The 23013-nt window shown below is 71.7% G+C and carries 16 protein-coding genes; 13 read left to right on the top strand and 3 right to left on the bottom strand.

Annotated elements, in window-relative coordinates:
- Window positions 1–189 precede the first annotated feature (189 nt).
- Genes OG989_RS19490 through OG989_RS19475 form a run of 4 tightly spaced genes read left to right on the top strand, consistent with a single transcriptional unit; the run spans window position 190 to window position 4673 of the window.
- Window positions 190–972 (top strand): phosphotransferase family protein, encoded by a 783-nt coding sequence (locus OG989_RS19490; RefSeq protein WP_327027945.1) that lies wholly within the window; start codon window positions 190–192, stop codon window positions 970–972.
- Window positions 962–1882: a phosphotransferase family protein gene (locus tag OG989_RS19485; protein WP_327027944.1), complete on the top strand. Its 921-nt coding sequence runs from the start codon at window positions 962–964 to the stop codon at window positions 1880–1882. The genes OG989_RS19490 and OG989_RS19485 overlap by 11 nt, the downstream gene beginning before the upstream one ends.
- Window positions 1879–3084 (top strand): UDP-galactopyranose mutase, encoded by a 1206-nt coding sequence (glf, locus tag OG989_RS19480; RefSeq protein ID WP_151452698.1) that lies wholly within the window; start codon window positions 1879–1881, stop codon window positions 3082–3084. Before OG989_RS19485 ends, glf begins: the two co-directional genes overlap by 4 nt.
- Window positions 3085–3092: 8 nt before the next feature.
- A complete protein-coding gene (locus OG989_RS19475; protein ID WP_151452699.1) occupies window positions 3093–4673 on the top strand; it encodes a hypothetical protein in 1581 nt (526 codons plus the stop codon).
- Between the two features lie 66 nt (window positions 4674–4739).
- On the opposite strand, the gene OG989_RS19470 is transcribed toward OG989_RS19475, so the two are convergent.
- Complete coding sequence (locus tag OG989_RS19470) at window positions 4740–5870, bottom strand: nucleotidyltransferase domain-containing protein (protein WP_327027941.1); 1131 nt, start codon at window positions 5868–5870, stop codon at window positions 4740–4742.
- A gap of 364 nt (window positions 5871–6234) precedes the next feature.
- On the opposite strand from OG989_RS19470, the gene OG989_RS19465 reads away from it, so the two are divergent.
- Genes OG989_RS19465 through OG989_RS19430 form a run of 8 tightly spaced genes read left to right on the top strand, consistent with a single transcriptional unit; the run spans window position 6235 to window position 15556 of the window.
- Entirely contained in the window at window positions 6235–7278 is a 1044-nt protein-coding gene (locus tag OG989_RS19465) for an aldo/keto reductase (RefSeq protein ID WP_327027939.1), read from the top strand.
- Window positions 7275–8366: an NAD(P)-dependent oxidoreductase gene (locus OG989_RS19460; protein WP_327027937.1), complete on the top strand. Its 1092-nt coding sequence runs from the start codon at window positions 7275–7277 to the stop codon at window positions 8364–8366. The genes OG989_RS19465 and OG989_RS19460 overlap by 4 nt, the downstream gene beginning before the upstream one ends.
- On the top strand, window positions 8359–10740 hold the full coding sequence (locus OG989_RS19455) for a pyridoxal phosphate-dependent decarboxylase family protein (protein WP_327027935.1): 2382 nt from the start codon (window positions 8359–8361) through the stop codon (window positions 10738–10740). Before OG989_RS19460 ends, OG989_RS19455 begins: the two co-directional genes overlap by 8 nt.
- Window positions 10737–11819, top strand: coding sequence for a monodechloroaminopyrrolnitrin synthase PrnB family protein (locus OG989_RS19450; RefSeq protein WP_327027934.1), 1083 nt, complete (start codon window positions 10737–10739; stop codon window positions 11817–11819). Before OG989_RS19455 ends, OG989_RS19450 begins: the two co-directional genes overlap by 4 nt.
- Entirely contained in the window at window positions 11803–12918 is a 1116-nt protein-coding gene (locus OG989_RS19445) for a GHMP family kinase ATP-binding protein (protein ID WP_327027932.1), read from the top strand. Before OG989_RS19450 ends, OG989_RS19445 begins: the two co-directional genes overlap by 17 nt.
- Complete coding sequence (locus OG989_RS19440) at window positions 12902–13534, top strand: class I SAM-dependent methyltransferase (RefSeq protein ID WP_327027930.1); 633 nt, start codon at window positions 12902–12904, stop codon at window positions 13532–13534. The genes OG989_RS19445 and OG989_RS19440 overlap by 17 nt, the downstream gene beginning before the upstream one ends.
- Window positions 13531–14736 (top strand): hypothetical protein, encoded by a 1206-nt coding sequence (locus OG989_RS19435; protein WP_327027928.1) that lies wholly within the window; start codon window positions 13531–13533, stop codon window positions 14734–14736. Before OG989_RS19440 ends, OG989_RS19435 begins: the two co-directional genes overlap by 4 nt.
- Window positions 14729–15556, top strand: a complete 828-nt coding sequence (locus tag OG989_RS19430) for an HAD hydrolase family protein (protein ID WP_327027926.1) — start codon at window positions 14729–14731, stop codon at window positions 15554–15556. Before OG989_RS19435 ends, OG989_RS19430 begins: the two co-directional genes overlap by 8 nt.
- Window positions 15557–15559: 3 nt before the next feature.
- On the opposite strand, the gene OG989_RS19425 is transcribed toward OG989_RS19430, so the two are convergent.
- Window positions 15560–16027, bottom strand: a complete 468-nt coding sequence (locus OG989_RS19425; protein ID WP_225851927.1) for an NUDIX hydrolase — start codon at window positions 16025–16027, stop codon at window positions 15560–15562.
- 314 nt (window positions 16028–16341) lie between these two features.
- Here OG989_RS19425 and OG989_RS19420 point away from each other — a divergent pair, with 314 nt between their 5' ends.
- Entirely contained in the window at window positions 16342–17043 is a 702-nt protein-coding gene (locus OG989_RS19420; RefSeq protein ID WP_327027925.1) for an alpha/beta hydrolase family protein, read from the top strand.
- Window positions 17044–17179: 136 nt separating this feature from the next.
- Here OG989_RS19420 and OG989_RS19415 read toward each other — a convergent pair whose 3' ends face one another.
- Window positions 17180–22969 (bottom strand): TIR domain-containing protein, encoded by a 5790-nt coding sequence (locus tag OG989_RS19415; RefSeq protein ID WP_327027924.1) that lies wholly within the window; start codon window positions 22967–22969, stop codon window positions 17180–17182.
- Window positions 22970–23013 lie beyond the last annotated feature (44 nt).

Genomic DNA, 23013 nt, shown 5'->3' with positions numbered 1-23013 from the left:
TTCGAGAAATGCCGTCCGTCCTTGCTCGACAAAACACTTGAGAGACACCAGCAAACCAATTAGTACGGGCGGGGCAATGCCACGGAAATTGAAGCTGCCGGCCACTGTCGCCGCGCACCGCCACCCCGCCCGGTCGCCGGCAGGGTCGCCAGGATGTGGGGCACCGGGCACCGGACCGGAGCGGCGGTCGTGACCGAGCGGGAGACCAACCGGGTGCTGGTGGTGCGCCCCCTCGCCGTGCTCAAGCTCTACACCGCTGCCTGGCGCCGCGACACCGAGGTGACGGCGCTCGAGTCGCTGCGCGGACGCGCGCCGGTACCCGCGGTCATCGGCAGCGCGACGTTCGGGCGGCACAGCGCGGCCCTCATCCGGTACGTGCGGGGCAGCGCACCGAACCCCGCCAGCGCCCTCGACGTGCGGGCGTCGGTCGCCGCGTTGCGGGCCGCGCACACGATCACCGGACCCGCCTTCGGTCGGCTGCACGCGCCCGACCAACCGAGCTGGGCCGGGTTCCTGGCGGGCCGGCTCGACTCGTACGCCGAGACACTGGCGACGTTGGGTCTCACCGCGCAGGCGCGGCAGTGCCGGACCCTGCACCACGCGCTCGACGTGCTCGAAGACACCCGCCCCCACCTGCTGCACAGCGACCCGAACCCCGGCAACGTCATCCTGACCGAACACGGCCCGGTTCTCGTCGACTGGGAGCTGGCGACCTTCGGCGACCCCGACCTGGATCTGGTCAGGCTGGCCTGGGAGTGGCGCCTGCCGCCGGCGCGGTGGGCGGAATGGGTCGGCCTCGACCCACGGTCGCCCACCGTCGACCTCTACCTGCGGCTACACCTGTTCAGCCGCCTGATGAGCGCGAGCAGCAGGCCGGGCGCCGCCTCGGCCGCGCTGGCGCACCGCTGCCTGACCGAGCTGACCGACCTGTACGACGGCGTCCACTCCCCCGGAGGCTCCGATGCAAGCTGACGCGGCCATCGACATCCTGACCTCGGTGGTGCCGCAGGCGGCCCCGCTGGGGGCGACACCGGTCACGAAGGGCATCTTCAGCACCGGATGGCGGGTACACACCACCGACGGCGACTACCTGGTCAAGATCAACGAAGACTCCCGGGCAGCGGACGACTTCCTGGGAGCCCGCAGGGCCACCGAGACCGCGCTGGCGCACGGCGTGCCGGTGCCGCGCCTGCTGGGTTCGGGATCGGACGGTGACGGGCACGCCTTCCTCGTCCAGGAGTGGATCGACGGCACCGATGCCGAGGACCACTTCGCCGCCCGGGACGGGCGGGAGCGGCGGCGGGTGCTCGAACGGCTGGGCGCGGTGCTGGCCCGGCTGCACGACATCCCCTACACCGTGGAGGGGCCGACCAGCATCCACGACACGGTCGCAGTCAAGATCCGCCGCTACGCCGCCCGGGCAGCCAGGTTGGAGATATTTACCCCCAGCGATCTTGATCGGCTCGTCGCCAAACTGCTGGAACTGGTCACCGAGGTGCTGCCGTCGATGTCTCCGCGGCTGACCCACCTCGATGTGCACCTACCCAACGTGCTGGTCGACAGATCCGGCGACGTATGGCTGCTGGACATGGACTTCGCCCGGCCCGGTGACCCGGTGGAGGACTTCGTGAAGCTCGACTGGTGGTGCTTCGCGGACGACACCGAACGGGCGGCGTTCCACACCGCCTATGCGGCGCACCGGACCCACCCGACCCCGCCACGTGACGTCGAAGCCGGGCTGCACCTGCACAAAATCATCACGGCTCTTTCCTACGTCGCCCTCTTCGCCGAGAAGGAGCCGCAGGCAGTGGCCGAATGGAAGCAGCGCCTCAGCGACGAGCGCCGGTCGGCGGCCTGGCTACTCGGAGAGGCAGTGACATGACATTCGAAGGCTACGACCTGGTGGTCGTCGGATCCGGCCTGTTCGGATTGACGATCGCTGAGCGGACCGCCGCCGAGTTGGACAAGCGGGTGCTGGTCCTGGAACGGCGCGACCATCACGGTGGCAACGCCTACTCGGAGGTCGACCCGGACACCGGAATCGAGGTGCACAGATATGGCCCCCATATCTTCCACACCTCGAACGAGCGAATCTGGGCCTACGTCAACCGTTTCACCGAGTTCACCGGATACCGGCACAAGGCTTTTACCCTCTATCAGGGGCAGGTGTATCCCCTGCCGGTCAACCTCGCGACGATCTGCCAATTCTTCGGCCGCTACCTCACCCCGGACGAGGCACGGGCACTGATTGCCGACCAGGCGGCCGAGATCGGTCAACTCCCCCCTGATCCGAGCCACGAGGAAAAGGGCATCTCACTGGTGGGAAGGCCCCTCTACGACGCGTTCTTCCGGGGATACACGGCCAAGCAGTGGCAGACAGACCCGAAGGAACTTCCCGGGTCCGTCATCGCCCGGCTGCCGGTGCGGTTCGACTTCAACAACCGGTACTTCAACGACACGTACGAAGGCCTTCCGGTCGACGGGTACACCGCCTGGCTGTCGCGGATGGCGGCCGACCCGCGCATCGACCTGCGCCTGAACACGGACTTCTTCGAGCTGGCCGACGCCATTCCGGACGGGACGCCGGTCGTCTACACCGGTCCGCTGGACCGCTACTTCCGCTACAGCGGGGGTCGGCTCGGCTGGCGCACGCTCGACTTCGAGCGGGAAGTGGCGCCGGTCCGCGACTACCAGGGGACCACGACGATCAACTACGCCGAGGAGTCGGTGCCGTTCACCCGGAACGTGGAGTACCGCCACATGCACCCGGAACGGTCGTACCGCGGCGACCGTACGGTGCTGGTCCGGGAGTACTCGCGCTCCGCCGGCGACCAGGACGAGCCGTACTACCCGATCAACACGGCCGGGGACCGGGACGCGCTGCGGACGTACCGGATGTTGGCCCGGCAGGAGACCGCCGAGCGCAACGTGCTCTTCGGCGGACGGCTCGGCACCTACCAGTACCTGGACATGCACATGGCGATCGGTTCCGCGCTGGCGATGTTCGAGAACCGGATCGTGCCCTACTTCCGCGATCGGCGCCCGCTCGGGTCCACCGGTCCGACCACCGACGACAAAGAGTAGGCACCATCTTGCAGACGATCACCGTGCTGGGCCGCGTCGTGGCGATCCTGTTCGCCGCGCACGCGGTCTGGGTACTCGTTTGGATCATCGTGGCGGCACGGGCGGTCCGCGACCGCCCTGCGGCGCCGGCCACGGCCCCCGCGGACCTTCCCGTCATCGTGGTCATGCTGCCGGCCCTGCGCGAGCAGCGGCTGGTGCGCGAGACGCTGGAATCGTTCGCCACCGCGCGCTATCCCGGGACGTTGATATCGGTCGCCATCACGAGCGAACGCGAGACGGCCGAACGTGCCGCCCAGGAGGCGGCCCTGCCCGCCGTGGTCACCGAACTACACGGTCTGGCCAGGCGTGGCGGCCGGGAGCGGGCACTGGAGAAGGTGCTCGCGCCGTCGGTGATCGCCGCGACCCTCGACGAGCTGGAGCGGACGTCGCCGGACGAGTGGCCCGGCGTGCTGCGCCGCGCCTTCGACGCGACGCCCACCACCGAGGAGCTGTGCCGGCAGATCACCGCCGAGTTGAACGGCAGGCCCGGTACGCACCGCTCGTGCCACGTCCACTTCCCCCACACCGACGGGCGCAAGGGTTCCCAGCTCAACTACGCGGTGGAGCTGCTACCCGAGCTGTTGCCGGGCGTCGACCCGGACAGCGTCTACCTGGCCGTCTACGACTTCGACGCGGTGGCCCACGGGGAGACCTTCGTGGCGGTGGGAGACCTGGTACGTGGGGCGGTCGCCGCGGGCCGCCGCCCTCCGGCGCTGCTGCACCAGGTGCAGCTGCCGCTGCGGTTCCGGGCTCCCTTCGCCCCCGGTGCCGACGGCGCCCTGATGCGCGGACAGGTGCTGTACTGGCTGCGGCGTGGCCTGGCCGTCGAGGTCGGGCGGATACTCCAGAACGACCTGTTGCGCCGCAGCCCGCGCCTGGTGCGACTGCTCGCCGCGCCGTTCCGCCCGATGATCTACGCGATCGGCTCGGGGACGTTCGTCCATCTCGGCGCGTGGCGCGAGCTCGGCCCGTTCCCGGAGATGCAGGAGCCGGTCGGGCACCGCGCCTCGCTGCTCGGCGTCGAGCAGGCGTTGGTGCCGAGCTTCAACCTGACCGAGCCCTACTACCAGACCAGGTCGATGATGAACGGGTGGGCCAATGTCTGCTACGGCAGCCTGGGGGTCGCCCGGGAACTGGACCACGTACGCCCCTACCCGTCGCCGGTCAGCCTGCCGGGCAAATGGTTGCTGGTGGCGAAAGAGCTGTTCGACATCGGCATCTGGTTCGCCGGGGTGCTGCTCATCCCCGCCGGGCTGGTGATCACGGCGCTGGGGGGTGGCTGGTGGACCGTGCTCGCCGTCGGCACCGGCCTGGTGGCGTATCCCGTCACGGCCGTCCTGCTGCTGGCGCTGCTGCCGCGACTGGGCGGGATCGACCGCCAGGACCGCTCCGTCAGCTGGTTGACCGGGAGACGTCCACGGCTGACGCTCGTGGCGACGTTCGTCGCCGCGCCCTTCGTCAGCGCCACCGGCCCGTGGCTGATGTTCCTGCGCATGCTCCGCTCCTGGCGCGTGGGCACGCCGGTGCTGTCCGGGAAGACCGAACGGTAGAGCGGTCCTCGCGTCACTCGCGAGGCAGGAGGCGCTCGGGCGGCATCGCCCAAGCGCCTCCTGTCGTCACACGAGTGACTTCGAGGCGGGCAGGTCGCGGTCGGCGTCCGGGTCGAAGAACCGGGTGAGGAAGTCCTGCTGCCAGGCGCGCGGCTCCGGCAGGTCCCACTGGCCGTACTCGTTGAGCAGGCGCTCCGGCTCCGGGCACCGTTGCCGCAGCGCGGTCAGGGCGTCCGCGGGGACGGCGTCCGGGAAGAGCATCCGCAGGTGCGCGAGCCCGTAGAAGACGGGGCCGGCCACCGCGTACTCGTCCACCCGCTCGAGCAACAGGTCCCACGAGAGGTCCGGGCCGGCACGGCGTACGACCTCGGCGATGTCGACGTACTTGAGCAGCTGCCGGTGCTTGCCGCGGTTCATGAACCTGAGGGTCGTCGAGGTCTTGTAGATGTGGGCGGCGAGGTCGATGACCGCGTCCTCGGGGGACGGCACGAGGAACGAGGCGTCCCCGTACCGGTGGCGGCCGGCGTGCGCCAGGACGGCACCGACCGGAACGTCGTAACCCTTGCCGGGCAGCGCCAGCGAGACGTTGATGTCGATGCTGACGATCGGCCGGTGGAACTCGCCGAACTTGTTCATCTTGGGCAGGTCGCTGCCGTACAGACGCCAGAAGGCCCGCTCCCGCTTGCTCAGCGGGACGATGTCGACGCGTGTCGGGTTGCCTTCCACATAACCGAGTCCCTCGAGCGCCTTGACCAGGGTGGGCGCCTCCTCCCTGGTGACGAGGACGTCCAGGTCACCCATCGGTCGCGTCCCGGGCTCCTGGTAGACCGCGAAGGCCAGATGGCCGCCCTTGCGCATGAGCACCGTGATGCCCTGGTCCGCCGCGGCGTCGCTGATCGCCTGGACCTCAGCCAGCATGAGCTCGTTGGCACGTTGCGTGTCCCGGTAGGCGGAGTACAGGAGCAGCACGACGGGAGAGTCGATGCCCGCGACCCTCTCGGTGGTCAACAGGCGCCAGAGATGCCAGCCCACGAGGGGGGCGACGCGGTGCCTGGCGGCCTGGACGGCGAAATGCCCCCAGTCCAGGCGCGGCTCGTCCTGACTGATGATCGTGCGCACACGAGCCATCTGCGTGTCCGTCACCTGCTGCCTGCTGAGCAGGAGCAACAACTCCGATTCGGCTGACAACTCGGCCATTCGGCCTCCTTCTCGACGGTGCCCCGGCATTGCACGGCGCTGACTCGACATCCGTCCGCAGTGGCCACGAGATCACTCTGCGTGAAGCTCGCCCCTGGACGGGCGGCAAAGCTTAACGGTCTCCAGGAAGCGTTCCACCTGCCTGTCGGCCGGACGCGGGCAAGGGCGTCGCCGCCGACGGGGCGCGTTCCGCTGCTGGGTGGGGCGCTGGCGTGGGGCCCGGGCCGGCAAGGAGGTTGACCAGCGCTCAACTGCTGCCCGGCGATCGTTCAGCTGATTAGTGGACTCTCGCTCCGATCTTGATCACTATAACCGTCAGCGGCACAATGGCCGCTGGGTTCGGTGGAGACAGCAGGGGGCGTGGATGGAGTTCCATCAACTGGGCCGCAGTGGTTTGCGTGTATCCACGGTCACTCTGGGTACCTTCAACTTCGGCGGCCCGACCGACGAGGCCGCGGCAGAGGAGATCATCCACACGGCTCTCGACGCCGGCGTCAACCTCGTCGACACCGCCAACGCCTACCAGGACGGCCGCAGCGAACAGATCCTCGGCAAGGCCATCCGTCACCGCCGCGACGACGTCCTGATCGCCACCAAGTGCTACAACGAGGTCGGACCGGGGCCCAACGACTGGGGCAACTCCGCGTACGCCGTCAAGCGTGAGTGCGAGCGGTCCCTGCGCCGCCTGGGCGTCGACCACATCGACATCTTCCACCTGCACCGGCACGACCTACGGACGCCCGTCGAGGAGACCCTCGGCGCCCTGGCGGACCTCGTGCGGGAGGGGAAGATCCGCTACATCGGCACGTCCACGATGCCGAGCCCGGAGGAGATGGCCGAGCAGCCCGGTCTCGGCGTGGTGCCGACCTGGCGTCTGGTCGAGATGGCCGTGCTGGCACGCGGCTCGCTCGGCGCGCCCGGCCCGATCGCCGAGCAGTCGCCCTACAACCTGCTCGAACGCGAGGTGGAGCGGGACATCCTCCCCATCTGCCGCGAGTACGGCGTCGGCTTCGTCGCCTACAGCCCGCTGGCGATGGGTTACCTCAGCGAACGGTTCCTCGGGGAACCGCCCGCCGACGCCCGCTTCACCGAATGGTGGTCACCGCGCGGCACGGTCTGGGAGCCGGTCCAGCGGGCCCTGGCCGCGCTGCTGGAGCTCGCCGCCGAGCACGAGCAGTCGCTGCCCGAGTTCGCCCACTCGTGGCTGTCCGGCAGCAGCGACGTGACCAGCACCATCATCGGTCCCCGGACCCTCGACCAACTCACGCTCGCGCTCAGGGCGACGGAGACCACCGTCGACGCACAGGCCCGTCAGGCGGTCGACGCGATCGTCGCCCCCGGCAGCAGCCTGTGGTTCCGGACCATCGAGCAGGGCCATCGCGGCACACGTGACAGCGAGGAATCTTGAGCCAGGGCATGAACGACCTCACCTCCCGCCGACCCGTCGTGCTGCTGACCGACGACGGTCTGCTCTCGGAATTCTGGGCGTTCCTGCGCGAGCGGCTGGAAGAACGCCTGTCCCCGACCTGCGACATCCGCTACCTCGACGTACGCGAAAGCGATCTGGCCGCCGCCGACTGGGCCGACATCGACGCCGTCGCCCTGTTCGGCGGCGACCTCACCCACGACATGATCGCCGCCGCGACCCGGCTGAAGGTGGTGGCCAGCGAAACCGACACCTGCGGGATCGAGGCCATGGACGCGTTGTGGGACGCGGGCATCCCGTTCGTCGAGGGAACTCCCGGCTGGGGCCAGTCGGTCGCCGAGTGCGGACTGAGCCTGATCCTGTGCGGGCTGCGTCGCATCCCGCAGTGGCACCACGAGGTCATCACCGGCTTCCGCCCCTGGGACTACCCGTACGTGCAGTTCTGCGACGATCCGCGCTTCGCCAACGGCACCGTGGCGGGCAAGACCGTCGGCATCATCGGGGTCGGCGAGATCGGCGGGCGCATCGCCAGCTGGTGCGCCATGCTCGGCGCGACCGTGCTGGCGTACGACCCGTACCGCTCCCCGGAGCGCTTCGCCGAGGTCTCGGCGGAGTCGGTGGACCTCGGCCGGCTGGTGCGGGACTCCGAGATCCTCGTCGTCGCGGCACCGGACACCCCCAGCGTCACCGGCGTGGTCGACCGCGACCACGTCTTCGCCCTGCGGCGGGGCGCGCTCGTCGTGACCATCACCCGGGCGGCCGCGATCGATGCCGCGGCGCTGCGGGAGCGGGTGCTCGCCGACGAACTGGCCTGGGCCGCGGACGTGTACGACGTCGAACCGCTGCCGGAGGGCGATCCCCTGATCGGCAGGCACAACGTGGTCCACCTGCCGCACATCGCGGGACGAACCAGGGACGCCAACATCGCGGTCGCCGACATCGTCGCCGACGACATCCTGCGCGTGCTGGCGGGAGAACAGCCGCGGCACCCGCTGACACCCCAGCGACTGCAGGTCCGGCTCGGCCGAACGCCGGCCGCCCGGCACGGCAAGGACGGTACCGGTGGGTGACCTGGAGAACGGCTGGACGGTCAGCGACACGTTCCCGGCCGCCGGGCTGAGCCCGAGCGAGCTGACCGCCGGCCTCGACCGCGCGTACGCGGAGACGACCGGTTGGGACGATCCCACGGTGACCCGGCTCGGCTTCGCCATGTCGGCCCCGCACGAGGTGGCCCTCTCCGCCTGGACCCGGTTCCTGGCGCTCAACAGCAACAACGTCGGAGTACACACCCCCTTCGGCGCCGGGCGCGCCGGCACCCGGCGGCTCGAACGAGAAGCTCTGCTGGGCCTCGCCGGCCTGCTGCACGCCGACTCGGCCGACGGCCACATCACCTCGGGCGCGACCGAGGCGGTGCTCCAGGGACTGCGCATCGGGCGCAATGCCGTCCGGGCCGACGCGGCGTCGCGGGTCACCCTCATCACCAGCGAGTTCGCCCACCACTCCGTCACGAAGGCCGCCGAGGTCCTCGGCCTCGACCTGCGCACGATCGCACCCGGCCCGAGCTGGGTCATCGAGCCGGAGCAGCTGGCGCAGGCCGTCGAGGCGGCGGTCGCCGCCGGCGCGACCGGCATCATCGTGGCGCTGACGGCCGGCTACTACAACAGCGGCCTGTGCGACCCGGTCGATCAGCTGGCCGCGCTGCTGCGGCGCCGCGCGGTGCAGCTCGCCGACCAGGTGCGGTTCTTCTGCTACGTCGACGCGGCCCACGGCGGCTTCATCTTCCCGTTCAGCGATCCCGCGCTGGCCTTCGACTTCCGCAACGTCGGCGTGCACGCGATGGCCCTGGACCCGCACAAGTCGGGGCTGCTGCCGTACTCGTGCGGGGTGCTGCTCGTACGCAAGGGCCTGCTGGGGCACGTCACCGAGGCGAGCCCGGTCACCGGGATCGTCGACTCGACCCTGACCGGGTCCCGCCCCGGCGCCGCGGCCGCCGCCCTGTGGGCCACCGTCTTCGGCCTCGGCCACGCCGGTTTCACCGCGGCGATCCAGGAGTGCCTGCGTCGCCGGGACCTGATCGCCGACGCGATCCGGGCCGCCGACCCGGAGGCGGAGATCCGGCCGGCACCCGCCTCACCTGTCGTCGTGGCCGGCTTCTCCACACCGGACGGGCTGCTGCCGAAGGAATTCACCGAGCGCTACCGGCTCCTCGCGGTCAGCGCGCCGGCGCCACAGGGCGGACGCCGCAGCTACCACCACTTCTACGCGGGACACAGCCTCACCGACGAGCAGATCGCCCGTTTCGCCACCGGCTTGTCCGAGGCGGTCGCGCAGGCCAGGGCCGCACGTGCCAGGCCCGGGCGCGGGAAGGCCGACGCCGGTGTGCCGGAGCAGTTGCGTGACATCGCCGCCGACACCGACTGCTTCCGGCACTACATCGTGCATCCGCCGGGCCGCCGCGATCCGGACGAGCCCGGGTACTCCTTCCACACCTTCCTGCACCGCTCCACCACCGGCGAACCCCTCCAGGTGCGGGAATGGGGCGAGACCGCGACGGGTCGCCAGGCGCACGTGTACGCCCCGGATCTCGCCGACCCGTTCGGCAACGAGCTGTTCGGCGTGCGGACCGCCGACTACTACGTCGAAGTGCTCGACCGGTCGCAGCAGAAGCTGTCCCTGGTCGGGGGCGTGCACTTCTGCGTCGGCACCGGTGACCCGGGCGAGCGGGTGCTGATGAACCTGGAGAGCACGGGCGAGTTCCGGTCGCTGGAGTACAAGTTCGGCGAGGGCGAGTTCACCGACGAGATCCAGTGTTTCCGGGACCGCGTCGTGGTGAAGCTCGGAAAGAGCGCGCGTGGCTTCCGGCGGCGCGCCCACAGCGACGAGTACTCGTTCTCCATCGACACGTCGTTCGAGTGCACCGTCGAACTCGCCGACGACGACCGCCCGGCCCGGTTGGACATGCTCCGGGTCAGCGGCGATCCGCTGCTGCCCCGGCGGACACACCTGCTACGGCAGGAGTACCAGCGGTTCCCGAACCGCTTCTTCGACATCGAGTGCACGGTCGTGGTGGGCGCCCGATCGGCGGACGCCTGGCGGTTGTCCGACCTGGTCGCCGCGTCGGCGGCGGACGCGCTGGTCGCCCGGTCGGGCCTGGTCGGCCGCTGTGTACCCGACGTGTCCGGGAACGCCGGCGAGCTTGTCGTGACCACCGCGTCGTTGCCTGCCGGACGGCGGACCCGGATGACGGTCGACACCGGTGTGGGCCAGCGAATGGCCCGCCTCCTGCCCGTCTTCGACGTCTCCGAACCGGAACGGCTGCGTGTCGACGACGTCGTCGCCGTCGCCGATCACGGCGCCGACCTGATCCGGGCGCACGCGGCGGTACGGAGCACGGACGGCGGAACCGAGACGGTCCTGGCCACCGCGGTCGGGGTCGCGGCATGACCACTTCCTTCATCGGCGCCGACCAGAACGCCGACGACCTCGCCGTGGCCGCGATGGACCCGCTGCGCGCCGACGACGTCCTCGCCGAACTGCCCGCCGCCAACGAGCGCGCCGACACGGCGTGGATGGTCGACGCGCTGGCCGACCTCATTGCCGACTTCGATACGGCTGACGTCCACACGGCCCGAGCCGCCCTGCGAGACCTGGGCTTCCTCGCCGCCTCACTCGTCCGGCACGATCCCGACGCCGACCTGCACGGCATCGAGCCGACACTCCTACGCCTGGCCGCCGTCGCCGACGAGGTCCCCCGCGACACCGTGTACAGCTACACCACGCGCAACCCGGTCGGCCCCCGCCGCCGCGGCTTCCTGCTCAGCGACGAAGAGCACGTGTTCATCGACTCGGTCGTCGCCGCGACCCAGGCGCTGAACCTGGCCGTCGACGACCTGGCCGCCTGCCGCGACCGCGCCGACCTCGACGAGGACGTGCTCCTCGCCGCACTCGGCCAGGTGCACGACGGGGTCGAGGTCCTGCGCAAGAACCTGCGTACGGTCCAGCGGACGATCACCCCCGACTACTTCTCGCACCGGCTCCGGCCCTACTTCCCGACGATGGACATCGGCGGGAAGGCCTACATGGGTCCCGGCGGCGCCCAGATGCCACTGCTCGTCCTCGACGTGCTTCTGCTCGCGCCGAGCGAACCGGGGCAGCTCGGCGCGTGGCACGACGACTATCTCGTGGAGAACGTGCTCTACCTGCCGCCCACCCACCGGGCGGTGTGCGACGACACGCTCCTGGCGTACCGCAGCGGCAACTCGCCGCTGCTGCGCTGCCTGCTCGAGTCGCCCCGGGTGCGCGCGGAGTATGCCGCGCTGCTCAAGCGCATCCTGCGCTTCCGCTACCCCCACCGCCAGGTGGCCCGGGCCAACATGGCGATCCGGGCCGAAGGCTCGCTGGGCAGCGGCGGCTACACCGTCGAGGCCCTCGACCACCTCATCGAGATCACCACCTCCAAGGCCGCGGTGACGCTGCCGTTGCCCCGAGAGCGGAGAGGAAGCGCCGATGACCGCGACCGGTAGTGTGGCGGGCTTCGCCCCCGTACGGGTGGGTTCGGTGCGCGGCGCAGTCCCGTCCGTGCCACCCGCCGCCGGAATCGAGGGCCGGGTGCGCCTGCGCTACCCGAACCGGCTCAACGCGATGGCACTGGACCCGAGCAAGGTGCTGCCCGGCGCCGGCTCCTACCCCGCCGGTGAGCTGGTCTTCGTCACCGACCTCTTCACGAGCGTCGAGGTCCAGGCCACGGCGTCCGGCGACGGCGTCGAGATCGCCGCCGACAGTGCCCGGCCGGTCCTGGGGCGCCACGCCGCGCTGCTGATGCGCCAGGTCCTGGGCCTCACCGGCGGAATGCGGATCACGATCCGCTCGCACCCGCTGCCTCCGCACGTCGGTCTCGGCAGCAGCAGCGCCGTCCTCTCGGCCGTGGCCGCGGCGATCAACGAACTGTGCGGTCGGCCGCTGGACCACCGGACGCTGATGCGGCTGCTGGTCGACAACCACGGCGAGGAGATCGACGGCAACGACGACGAGATCATGCCGGTCCAGTGCATCGGCGGCTCGGCCGCCGCCGGTCTGGTACCCGGCGCGATCCAGGTGGTCTCCGGAAACGCCGTCGCGCTGCTGGCCGCCCCCGCGCCGGCCGGGCACACGATCGTGCTCGCCGTACCACCGGACCTGCGCAGCTGGGACGCCTCGGAGAGCCTTCGCGCCGAGGCGGAGAACTTCGACGGGTTCCTGGAGACCGGCCGCCGCTACGCGCCGCAGATCGCCTACCGGTTGCTGCACGAGTGCTGGCCCGACCTGGTCACCGGCACTCCGCGCACCCTCGGGCAGCTCGTCTTCGACTACCGGTTCGAGATGGGCAGCATCCGCAACTGCGCCTTCTCGCACCCCCGCCTGCTGCAGTACGCGGAGCAGGTGCGGCAGCTGTTCGAGTCGGAACAGGCCGCCGTGCTCAGCCTGTCCTCCGTCGGGCCGCTCTTCTTCGCTCTCACCGAGCAGCCCGACGCCGTCGCGGCCGGCTTCGAAGCCGCGGGCCTCACCACGTTCCGCGCGATGCCGTGGGACCAGGGCTACCTGATCGACGAGTGCACGGTGAAGCGCCATGCGCGCGACGGGTGACTACTGGAACCGGCCGGACGTGGTGACGGCGTTCGCCACGGCCTCGCCGCCGGGATACCTGGCCGACATCGTGCCGCAGGGCGGCCCCGGCGCGGTGGCGCTCGACGTCGGCTGCGGTGGTGGGCGGAACCTGCCGCTGCTGGCCGAACGAGGCTACCGGGTCGTCGGACTCGACCTGCACGCCGAGATGGTGCTGCGCGCACAGGGCGTCGCCCCCGGCGCCGCCTTCTGCCAGGCGGACGTCGCTGCGCTGCCGGTGGCCAACGCGCGGGCCGCGGTCGTGGTGTGTCACGGGGTCCTGCACAACCTGCCCCGGCCGGAACAGGTCTCCGCGGCCATCGGCGAGCTGGGTCGGGTCGTCGCCACCGCCGGCGTGGTGTCGCTGAACCTGTTCAGCGCGGCGCATCTGGACCACCGGCTCACCCCGCTCGCCGACGACCGGCACCGGCTCCCCAACGGACAGGTGATGACGCTGCTGCCGCCGGAGCGGATCGCCGCGCTCTGCCGTGGCGCCGGATTCCAGTTCGTCGACGGCCCGTTCGAATACCTCCACGATGCCGACCCCGGCCAGCGCTCAGTCTGGCGGGCCGTCCTGCGACCGACGGGGACCCGATGATCCAGAGCGAAGCAACCCTCCTCGACACCGATCCGGCCGAGCTGGCCGATCCGCACGCGCTGGCGGCACGGCTCGGCGTACGCGCCGGGACCGTCCGGCTGGGCCAGACCCGGATCGCGGTGAGCAGCGCCGACCCGCGAGCCATCACGTACCTGCACGACCTGTTCACCCCGGCGAACGACATCTGGGAGCACCTGCCCGACGACTTCTCGCCCTGTGCGCTGACCGCCGTGAACCTCGCCGTCTCCGACGCGTGTTTCGCCCGGCTGGTCGAGCACTACGCGGCGCAGGCGGTCCGGCGCCAAGCCGTACATCTGCACGTGGCCGCACCCGGGATCCGCTACGAGCTGGCCGACGGGACCTGCGCCGTGGTCTCGGAGCCCGACGAGATCGACGGCACCAACCTCGTCGTGCAGTCCCCGCGGGGCCTGGTGTTCGTCACGACCGCGCGCCCCTACGCCCACCTGGCGCTGGCCCGGCACCTGCGCGAGTTCGGCTACCGGCGGGGCGAGAGCGACGGCTGGGCCGGGCTGCACGCGTCCTGCGCGGCCACCCCCGAGGGCAACGTGGTGGTGATCGGCCGCTCCGGTGCCGGCAAGTCCACCACCGCCCTGGCCCTGGCCGCTGCCTCCGGCTGCGCCTTCGTCGCCAACGACCGGGTCATGGTCCGCGCGGACGGGGAGCAGGTGACGGCCTGCGGCATGCCGGTGCCGATCCGCATCAACGGCGGCACCATGCACGCGCTGGGCCTGAAGGACGCGACCAGCTGGCAGCTGGCCCGCCGGCAGCCGGACTTCGTCACCAGCGACTGGCAGAGCTTCTGCGGAGACTCCAAGCTGAACCTGCTGCCCGTCGAGTGGCGTGCGCGCACCGGCACCCCCCTGGTCCCCTCCGTGCGGCTGACCGCCATCGTGCTGCCCCGCGTGACGAAGGACTCCGCAGTGCTCAGCGTGCGTCGGGTCGATCCGGACCAGGCGCGCGAAGTGCTCACCGAGCAGCTGATGACTCCGGACGACGACGTGTTCGTCGAGGACTGGCTGCATGCCCGCACCCGCGACCGCGACGAGATCGGCACCCTGGCGGGGCGGACGTTCGAGGCACTCATGCGGTTGCCGATCCTGGTCGCCGAGCTCGGCACCCGCAACACGCTGGTGAATCTGTCCAGCTCCATCCGCGAGGCGCTCGGAACGCTGCGTGCCTGACCTCGCCTTCGCCGCGTTCGACCTGGACGGCACGCTGGTCGACGAGCGCGGTGTGCCGTTGCCCGGCACGATCGAAGGGCTCGCCCGGCTGCGCGACCGCGGTCTGGCACTCCTGCTGGTGACGGGACGATCGACGGTGCTGTTCGAGGCGCTCGGTCTACCCGAGCACCTCCTCGAACTGTTCGGGCCGCGCCTGCTGCTCGACAACGGCAACGTCGAGTACGACCGCGCCACCGCCCGGGCGGCATATCGCCGCGCGCTGCCCCGCGAGGTGGTGCCAGCGCTGCTCGCCGCGGGTTTCACCGAGCTGGTCGCGGAGCTGGATCACCGCTATGTCGCGACGTCCCGGCGGGCGTCCACGTGGTTCGCGATGGCACACCGGCTGCCCCGATCGTCCATCGAGGTCGACCCGCAGCTCGGCGGGAGGGCGCAGGTCGGCTCGGTGCTGGTGCTGGATCGTGTGCCGCTGCCCGAGGGGCTGTTGGGCGGGGCGGTCGAGGCGATCCCGTTCGCCGGCACCGCGGCGAAGCTGCTGCGGCCTGCGGGGACCTGCAAGACCGCCGCGGTGACGGCGTTGCTGGCCGAGCAGGCCGGTGAGGCCGACCTGAAGCGGGTCATCGCGTTCGGCGACGGGCGCAACGACCGGTGCCTGCTGGCCTCTGCGGCGGTCGGGGTCGCGGTGGCCGACAGCCACGCCGACGCCGCTGCACGCGCGACGATGCGGCTGTCGGGCCCGATCGGAGACTTCCTGGCCGCCTTCCACCCGGAGACGCTCGTCCGGCGTGACCGGCCCGACGTCGTGGAGGATTGCGCGCACTGAGGGTCACCAGCGCCCGAGCAGGACCTCCCGGTCGTCCCGGTTGCGCCAGATCCAGGTGGTGCCGGCCGGCACCTCACCGGTCAGGTAACCGAGGATCGGCTCCCGCTGGTTGTCGCTCTCGAGCTGCCCGATCAGCTTGAGGGCCTCCGGCAGCGGGAAGAACGCCGCCTCGGCGATCTCGTCGTCCTCCGGCAGGGTCTCGCCCTCCCAGTCGTTGATCTCGAACGCGATCGCGAGTGCCGACGGGTACCGCTCGGAGTCGATGTGCATCACGAACGCGGTGGCGACCGGGTCGCCGACCACCAGGCCGGTCTCCTCCTGCATCTCCCGCCGCAGCGCCTCGTGGAAGACCTCGCCGTCCTGGACGCCGCCGCCGGGGAGCGACCAGAGCATCTCGCCATTCGCGCCGAGGCTCTCCCGCACCAGCAGGATCTCGTCGCCTCGCCGGACGATGCCGATGACAAGCTGCACGCGAGAAACAGGCGCCCGCGTCGGCGCTTCAGATTCAACAGAGGTCATAAGCAGAGAATCCTACTGGTCCGCCCGGCGGTGACACTCCCCGGGCGTGCCCGTCGCCGGTGCCGCATCGGGCGATGACCGGGGGTGATGCCGCTTCAGGGGAGCACTCCACTCCGGCTCGGCGACAGCTCGTGTACGGTCGACCCTGCCGTGCATGGTTGCCGACCGAGGAGGTGAGTCCGATCAACGCTGTGACAGGTCGGGACTCCCTGCCCCGCATGGTCTAGGGAGCGCCCGCAAAGGCACCCGAAAGGCCCGCGTTCCCGATGCACATCCACGAAGAGTTCTTCACCGTCGGTGGCGTCCCCGCTGTCAGGTGGACCCAGGACGACGACACCACCGCCCCTCGCCCGCTGATCCTCCTCGGCCACGGCGGCGGCCAGCACAAGACCGCCCCCGGCATCCTGCACCGCGCCCACCGCTTCGTGACCAGCGGATTCACGGCCGTCTGCGTGGACGTTCCGAACCACGGCGACCGGCCGACCGACGACCGTTACCAGGACATCGCCACCGAGATCCAAGCCCGCGTCGACTCCGGCGACGAGCTGGCCCCGCTGCTCGCCGAGTTCCAGGCCCTCGTCGCCGAGCAGACCGTACCGGAGTGGCGGGCCGTCCTGGACCACCTCGGGTCGGAAGCCGTCGGCTACTGGGGAGTGTCGCTGGGATGCGGGCTCGGCGTGCCGTTCGTGGCCGCTGAGCCCCGGGTCCGCGCGGCGGTGCTGGGCCTGGGCGGCGCCGCGGCCCCGGCTTCCGCCGTAGCCGCCGCACAGATCACCGTGCCGATCGAGTTCCTGGTCCAGTGGGACGACGAGCGGGTGCCCCGCGAGCAGAGCCTGGCTCTGTTCGACGCGTTCGGCTCGGCCGAGAAGACCTTGCACGCCAACCCGGGCCGCCACGGCGACCGGCTCCCGGAGCATGAGCTGGACAGCGCGGTCCGGTTCTTCACCCGCCACCTCATGCCGCGCTGACCGTCATCGCATCCGCCGAGCCCCGCTCGATCGACACGACGGCAGCAGCCGGTCGGGCGGGGCTTGGTGGATGACGTCGACGCCGCACCGGCCGGCCGACGACGACCCGAGCGGGCACATCGACGGGGCCGACCGGTCAGAACGGGGCGTCCACCGGGAGTCGACGCACCTGCGTCAGGTAGGGGTCCAGCTCGCCCACCTCGAACCGGCAGGTGCCGATGACGTGCCAGAACTGACCGCCCGGATCACCGTCCAGCTTGTAGCGCCCGTCCGGGCTGACCGCAGCCCAGCCGTCCGGCAGGCCGATCAGGGTGGCGCGCAGCTGAGCGTGCTCCGGGTCCACGACGTCCCAGAGCCGGACGGTGCCGTCGTCACCGGCGCTGGCCAGCATGCTGCTGTCCGGGCTGAACGCCACCGACCAGACCCGCCGGGTGTGCGCGGCCAGGGTGCCGTGCAGCCGACCGGTGCCCGGATCCCACAGCCGGATGATCAGGTCGTCCCCGGCGGTGGCGAGCAGCGCGCCGTTCGGGCTGAACGCACAGGACCAGAGCCGGCCGGTGTGCTCGGTGAGCACCACGCGCCGTTCGCCGGTCAGCGCGTCCCACACCACGGCGGTGCCGTCGTTGCTGGCGCTGGCGAGCAGCGTCCCCTCGCTGTTGAAGCACACCGCGTACACACGGTCGGTGTGCAGCTCCAACGTGTGGCGACAGGTCGCGGTGGCCGCGTCCCAGAGCCGGACGAGGTGGTCGTCGCAGCCGGTGGCGATGGTCTCGCCGTCCGGGCTGAACGCCACCGCCCGGACCCGGCCCCGGTGCGGGGCGAGGGTGGCGAAGTGCCGGCCGGTACGTCGGTACCACAGTCGGACCGTGTCATCGTCGTTGGCGGTGGCCAGCGCATCGCCGTCCGGGCTGAACGCGGCCGCCCAGACATGGTCGGTGTCCACGTTCAGCTCGCGTTCGTCGATTCCGGTGTCGGTGTTCCACAGGTGCACGCCGCCGTCCCCGCTCGGTGCGGCGACCAGCGGCTCACCCGGACAGAACACGGCGGAGAGCAGCCGGTCGGCCGGGCTGGCGAACTGCCGGACCAGCCGCCCGGTGCGTGGCTCCCACAGCCGCACCACACCGTCGTTGCCGCAGGCGGCCAGCACCTCGCCGTCGTCGCGGAAGGACAGCGAGGTGACCCGCCGCCCGTGCCCACGCAGGGTGTGCTGAAGCTGCCCCGTCCGCGTGTCCCAGAGGCGGGTGGTGCCGTCGTTGCTGCTGGTCGCCACCTGGGCCTGGTCCGGCCGCCACACCACCGGCCAGACCGAGCCACGGTGCCGGCTCAGCTCGTGCCGGAGCTGGCCCTCGGCGGTGGTCCAGAGCTGGATCGCGCCGTCGCTGGCGGCCGTGGCGAGCATGGTGCCGTCGGCGTTGAACCGGACGCTGTAGATGGCGCCACGCTGCCGGTCCAGCACCCGGACCGGGCGGCCGGTCTCCACCTCCCACAGCCGCAGCGCGCCATGCGTGTCGCCGGTTGCCATCAGCCCGCCGTCGGGGTGCACGTCGAGGGCGTAGACGTCGGCCTCGTGGCCGCGCGGCTGGCGCAGCAGCTCCCCGTCGGCGGCCCGGCGGATCCACACCCGGCCGTGCTGTCCGACGGCGACCAGCGACCGACCGTCCGGGGTGTGCACCACCCGGTAGACCACCTCCGGCTCCCGCACCTCGAAGGCGAGGTCGCCCGACGCGATGTCCCAGCCACGGACCGCGCCGGAACTGTCCACGACCACGACCCGCCGCCCGTCCGGGCTGAACGAGGTGCCCCAGACGGGCGCGGCGTGCCCGGGCCATTCCTGGAGCAGCCGGGCGGTCCGGGTGTCGTAGAGCCGGACCACACCGGCCGCGTCGCCCACCACCAGCCGGCCCCGGGCGCCGTCGGTGAGCAGCGGCCACACCCAGCCGGCGAAGACGTCCTCGATCACGTGCCGCACGTCGCCGTGGTCCGCGTCCCACAGTCGTACGCTGAGGTCGGCCGAGCCGGTGACCAGGTGGTGCGAGGCGGCGTCGAATCGGACCGCGTACACCCGGCCCCGGTGGCCCTGCAGGGTCCGCACCGGAAGGCCGGTGGTGGTGTCGCAGATCAGCACCCCTCCGTCGTCGCTGCCCACGGCGAGCACCGTGCCGTCCGGGCTGTACGCCGCCGGCAACGGCAGCCGGCCCACCTCGAAGCCGTACGAGACGCCCACGGCGGACGGGGCCAGGCCCGGTGTCACCGGACGGCCCGGGGCGACCACGGCGCCGCGCAGCTCCGGCGCGCGCAGCAGCGCCGGGTGGGCACTCACGTCGATCAGCGCGGCCCGGTGCCAACTGCTGCCGGCCACCCGCACGTCACGCAGGTCGGCCCGGAACAGTCGGGCTCCGGCCAGATCGGCCCCGCTCAGGTCGGCCCCGGTGAGGCGAGCCTGGTCCAGGCGGGCGCCGCGCAACCGGGCGTGGGTCAGCCGGGCCCCGGTCAGGTTGGTGGCGACCAGGCGGGTGTCGGTCAGGTCCGCGCCGGTCAGGTCCGCCTCGGCCAACTCCCGGTGGGACAGGTCCTCACCGCGCAGCACCGCGCCACGGAGGTCGGCCCGGTCGGGCAGCCGCAGCCGGGCGCTGAGCCGCAACGCGTTGGCCCGAACCGTCTCGCCGGCTGCCTCGTCGCCCAGCACCCGGGACGTCCAGGCGGTGCAGCGGGCCGGGTCGGCGAGGTCGCCGAGGAACTCCACGGCCAGCGTCGACAGCGGGCGCGCCGCCAGGGCCGACGGCTCCTCGCCCTCATTGAGCTGGGCGGCGGTCCCCGCGGCGACCAGCCACTCCATCACGGAGGTGTGGATGAAGCCGAACAGGCCGTCGTCGGTGCGGACCAGCAGACTGCCCGCACCCACCGCGTGCGTCGCCTGCGATCCGGAGAGCTGGGACTCTGCCAGCCCGGACAACTGCCCGGCGGCCTCGGCCAGCTCGGCCAGGCGCAGGTACGACTCCCCGCTCTCCCAGAGCTGGAAGGCCAACCGGCTCACCGCGCGCCACAGCTCGGGACGGCGCAGGCTGACCGGCACACCCGGCACGCCCTGGGTGCGCCGCTCCTCGAAGTCCAGCCAGGCTTCCAGGATCTCCCGGTAGAGCGCGGCGGCGCTGAACGTGCCGCCCGCACCGGCCACGGCGGTCAGCCGTCCCTCGTCGAGGTTGGCGATGAAGCCGAGCATGCGCGGGTTACGAGAGAGGCCGAGCAGGTCCCGTACCCCGCCGAGCAGGTCCATCCGCTCCCGGGCCGCCCGCTCGTCCCCGCCGTAGCGGTGCCGCAGGAAGGTCTCGATCTGCGCGGGGGTGAAGTCCTCGACGGCCAGTACCCGCCGGTGCGGCAGCATGCCCACCCGCTCACCGAGGGCGGTGAGCACCTGCGAGTTGGTCTTGAAGTGCTGGGTGCGACTACTAACGATGATCTTGGCGTTCCCCTCGGCCGCCTGGAGCAGCGTCTCCAGGTGGTCCGCCGCCCGGTCGTAGGTGACCCGGGCCACCAACTCGTCGAAGCCGTCGAAGAGCAGGACGATCCGCCCCTGCCGGAGCATGTAGCGGAACGCCTTCAGGTCGATCACCTGCTCGCCGTGGTTGGCCAGGTGCGCCGCGACCAGCCCGTCGACCGAGTGCGCCTTGTCCAGCGCACGCAACTCCACCAGGATCGGGATCAGGTCGGGGGCGGCCGTCGGCAACCGGCGGGCCACCTCGCGCAACGCGAACGTCTTGCCCCGGCCGAAGTCGCCGAGCACCAGCACGAACCGGCCGTCCGGCGCGGCGGCGAACTCGAGCAGCTGGTCCACCACGTCCTCGCGGACCTGCTGGTCGGCGCCGACCAGGTGGCGGTAGCGCTGCGGCACGTACTGGCCGGGCGGGTAGAGCCGGTCGGCCTGCAACCGGGCGGTCTGCGCGGCGACGTACTCACGCAGATCGAGCAGCCCCTGGAACTCGGTCAGGTGCAGCACCCGTACGCCGCGCCGCTGTGCCTCCTCGGCCAGTCCGCGCGGGACCCGGTCGCCGTCGTAGACCAACTCGGACGCGATGTCCGGGTCGGTGGCGTGCACCCGCCGGGCGAAGTGGTCGAGGTCCGTGGCGGTCGGGGTGCCGACGTACGCCCCGACCCGCTGCTGCCGGACCACCCCGTCGGCGCGGTAGGTGACGAACAGGTGCGGCGGCTCGACCGTCACCCGACGCACCAGCACCCGGTCGTGGCGCGCCTCGCAGACCTCGGCCAGCCGGTCGAGCAGCCGGTCCAGCGGCGCCACCGGGAGCACGGCCGGCGTGCTGGCCGGCGCGTCCCCGACGGCTCTCTCGGCGGAGGGGGGCTGCCGCGGGTCCGGAATCTGGGCCGGCCCGACAGCACCGAACGTCGCCTCCGCCCGGGGCCAGCGCACGGCCGTCGACTCGCCCACCTCGCGCCGGTCGTCGCGGCCGAGCACCCAGCGGGTCATCCCGTCGGCGGCGAGCCGGAGCACCTGCGCCCGGCCGTCGCGGGTCGCGGTGGCCAGCGGCACCACCGGGTCGACCTGGGCACCGGTCGGCACGGCGTCGGAGAGCAGGAGGTTGAGCATCGGCCCGAGCAGGCGGTTGAACGATCCCCGGTCGCGCAGCGTCACCCCGTCCGGGACCGCGACCTCGTCGGCGTACGGGGTGCGCGGGCCGGGAACGTGCGCCATCGCGCCCAGCCGCAGCCAGCCGGACTGCTGGTAGTGACGCAGCCGCTGGGCGAACCAGGTGGACTGGGCCTCGCCGAGGAAGCCGTAGCGGTCCTCCTCGCGGTGGGTGACGGCGACGGTGGAGTTCAACCCGGCCACCACCACCCGCAGGTCCGGCACCGGGAACAGCGTCCACGGTTGCTCGCTGTCGAAGAGCCGGTCCTCCAGACCCTGGTAGAGGTCGTCGAAGAGCCGCGCGTAGTGCCGCCACTTCGGCCAGTACGGCGGCTGCGGGTCGACGTCGTCCGCCTCGCAGGTGGCGAAGTACGCGCGGCTCGCGGCCATGGTCACGTCGCGCGGGCCGGGCACCACGACCAGGCGGTGCGGCTCCAACCCGAGCAGCACCCGCAGCCCGGTGAGGAAACTCAGCGCGTCGGAGAACTCGCGGGGACTGCCGGACTCGGTCAGGTTGCCCGCCACCACCAACAGGTCGGGTCGGGGGACCTCGTCGTTCATCAGCAGGGTCAGATCACCCATCAGGTGTTCCTGGAGCTCCCCCGGGGTGACCGGGGCGCCCGGCTCGATCATGCCCCGACCGAACCGCGGGCCGGTCACCTGGAGCACGGTCAGCGCCGTCCGCGCGGTCGGCACCGTCGCCGGGGCGGTGGGGAACGGTGGCGGGTTGATCGGCGTACGGCGGGCCCGGCGGGGCGCGGGCGGGCCGGCCACGGGCGCGGAGAGCACCCCGGCCGGGTCGGCCGGATGGTGCGGGAAGGCGGGTTGCCGGACGGGCTTCGCGCGGCCGTCGAGCGCCTCCCGGATCCGGTCCAGCACCCGGGAACGCGCCTGCACCGGGTCGGTGACCCCGACCAGGTCGACGTACGTGATGGTGGCGAGCAGGCCGTCGATCGGGCAGTCCTCCACCCGGACGGTGACCAGTTTGTTGCCGGTGCCGTCCGGATCGGCGCGCAGCGCCGCCTGCCACTCGAGCTTGCCGTACGTGGAGTGCAGGTAGCGTTCGGACAGGACGGCCACCACGACCGCAGCCTCCCGGACCCCCCGGTCCATGAAGTCGATGAAGTTGGTGCCGGCCACGAAGTCCCACGCCTGGAGCATCGTGCGGTAGCCGGCGGCCTCGAACTCCCACGCCAACCACGTCGCCCAGCGCTCGTCGGCGGGCGAGTAGCTGACGAAGAAGTCGATGGGGCGGTCGGACCGGGTCGGTTGCGCGCCTACAGCCACCCCGCCATTATGACCACTCAGGGTCAACCCGTCGCCACCATGCG

This window comes from Micromonospora sp. NBC_01740 (assembly GCF_035920365.1).
Lineage (GTDB): Bacteria > Actinomycetota > Actinomycetes > Mycobacteriales > Micromonosporaceae > Micromonospora > Micromonospora reichwaldensis.
The sequence above is the reverse complement of the archived record's forward strand: the minus strand, read 5'-3'. Positions and strand labels throughout refer to the sequence as shown.

What these genes read in the sequence shown, in the direction of transcription:
- OG989_RS19485 (WP_327027944.1), top strand. Translation starts at nt 962, where the DNA reads ATGCAAGCTGACGCGGCCATCGACATCCTGACCTCGGTGGTGCCGCAG.
- glf (WP_151452698.1), top strand. Translation starts at nt 1,879, where the DNA reads ATGACATTCGAAGGCTACGACCTGGTGGTCGTCGGATCCGGCCTGTTC.
- OG989_RS19470 (WP_327027941.1), bottom strand. Translation starts at nt 5,870, where the DNA reads ATGGCCGAGTTGTCAGCCGAATCGGAGTTGTTGCTCCTGCTCAGCAGG.
- OG989_RS19465 (WP_327027939.1), top strand. Translation starts at nt 6,235, where the DNA reads ATGGAGTTCCATCAACTGGGCCGCAGTGGTTTGCGTGTATCCACGGTC.
- OG989_RS19450 (WP_327027934.1), top strand. Translation starts at nt 10,737, where the DNA reads ATGACCACTTCCTTCATCGGCGCCGACCAGAACGCCGACGACCTCGCC.
- OG989_RS19445 (WP_327027932.1), top strand. Translation starts at nt 11,803, where the DNA reads ATGACCGCGACCGGTAGTGTGGCGGGCTTCGCCCCCGTACGGGTGGGT.
- OG989_RS19440 (WP_327027930.1), top strand. Translation starts at nt 12,902, where the DNA reads ATGCGCGCGACGGGTGACTACTGGAACCGGCCGGACGTGGTGACGGCG.
- OG989_RS19435 (WP_327027928.1), top strand. Translation starts at nt 13,531, where the DNA reads ATGATCCAGAGCGAAGCAACCCTCCTCGACACCGATCCGGCCGAGCTG.
- OG989_RS19420 (WP_327027925.1), top strand. Translation starts at nt 16,342, where the DNA reads ATGCACATCCACGAAGAGTTCTTCACCGTCGGTGGCGTCCCCGCTGTC.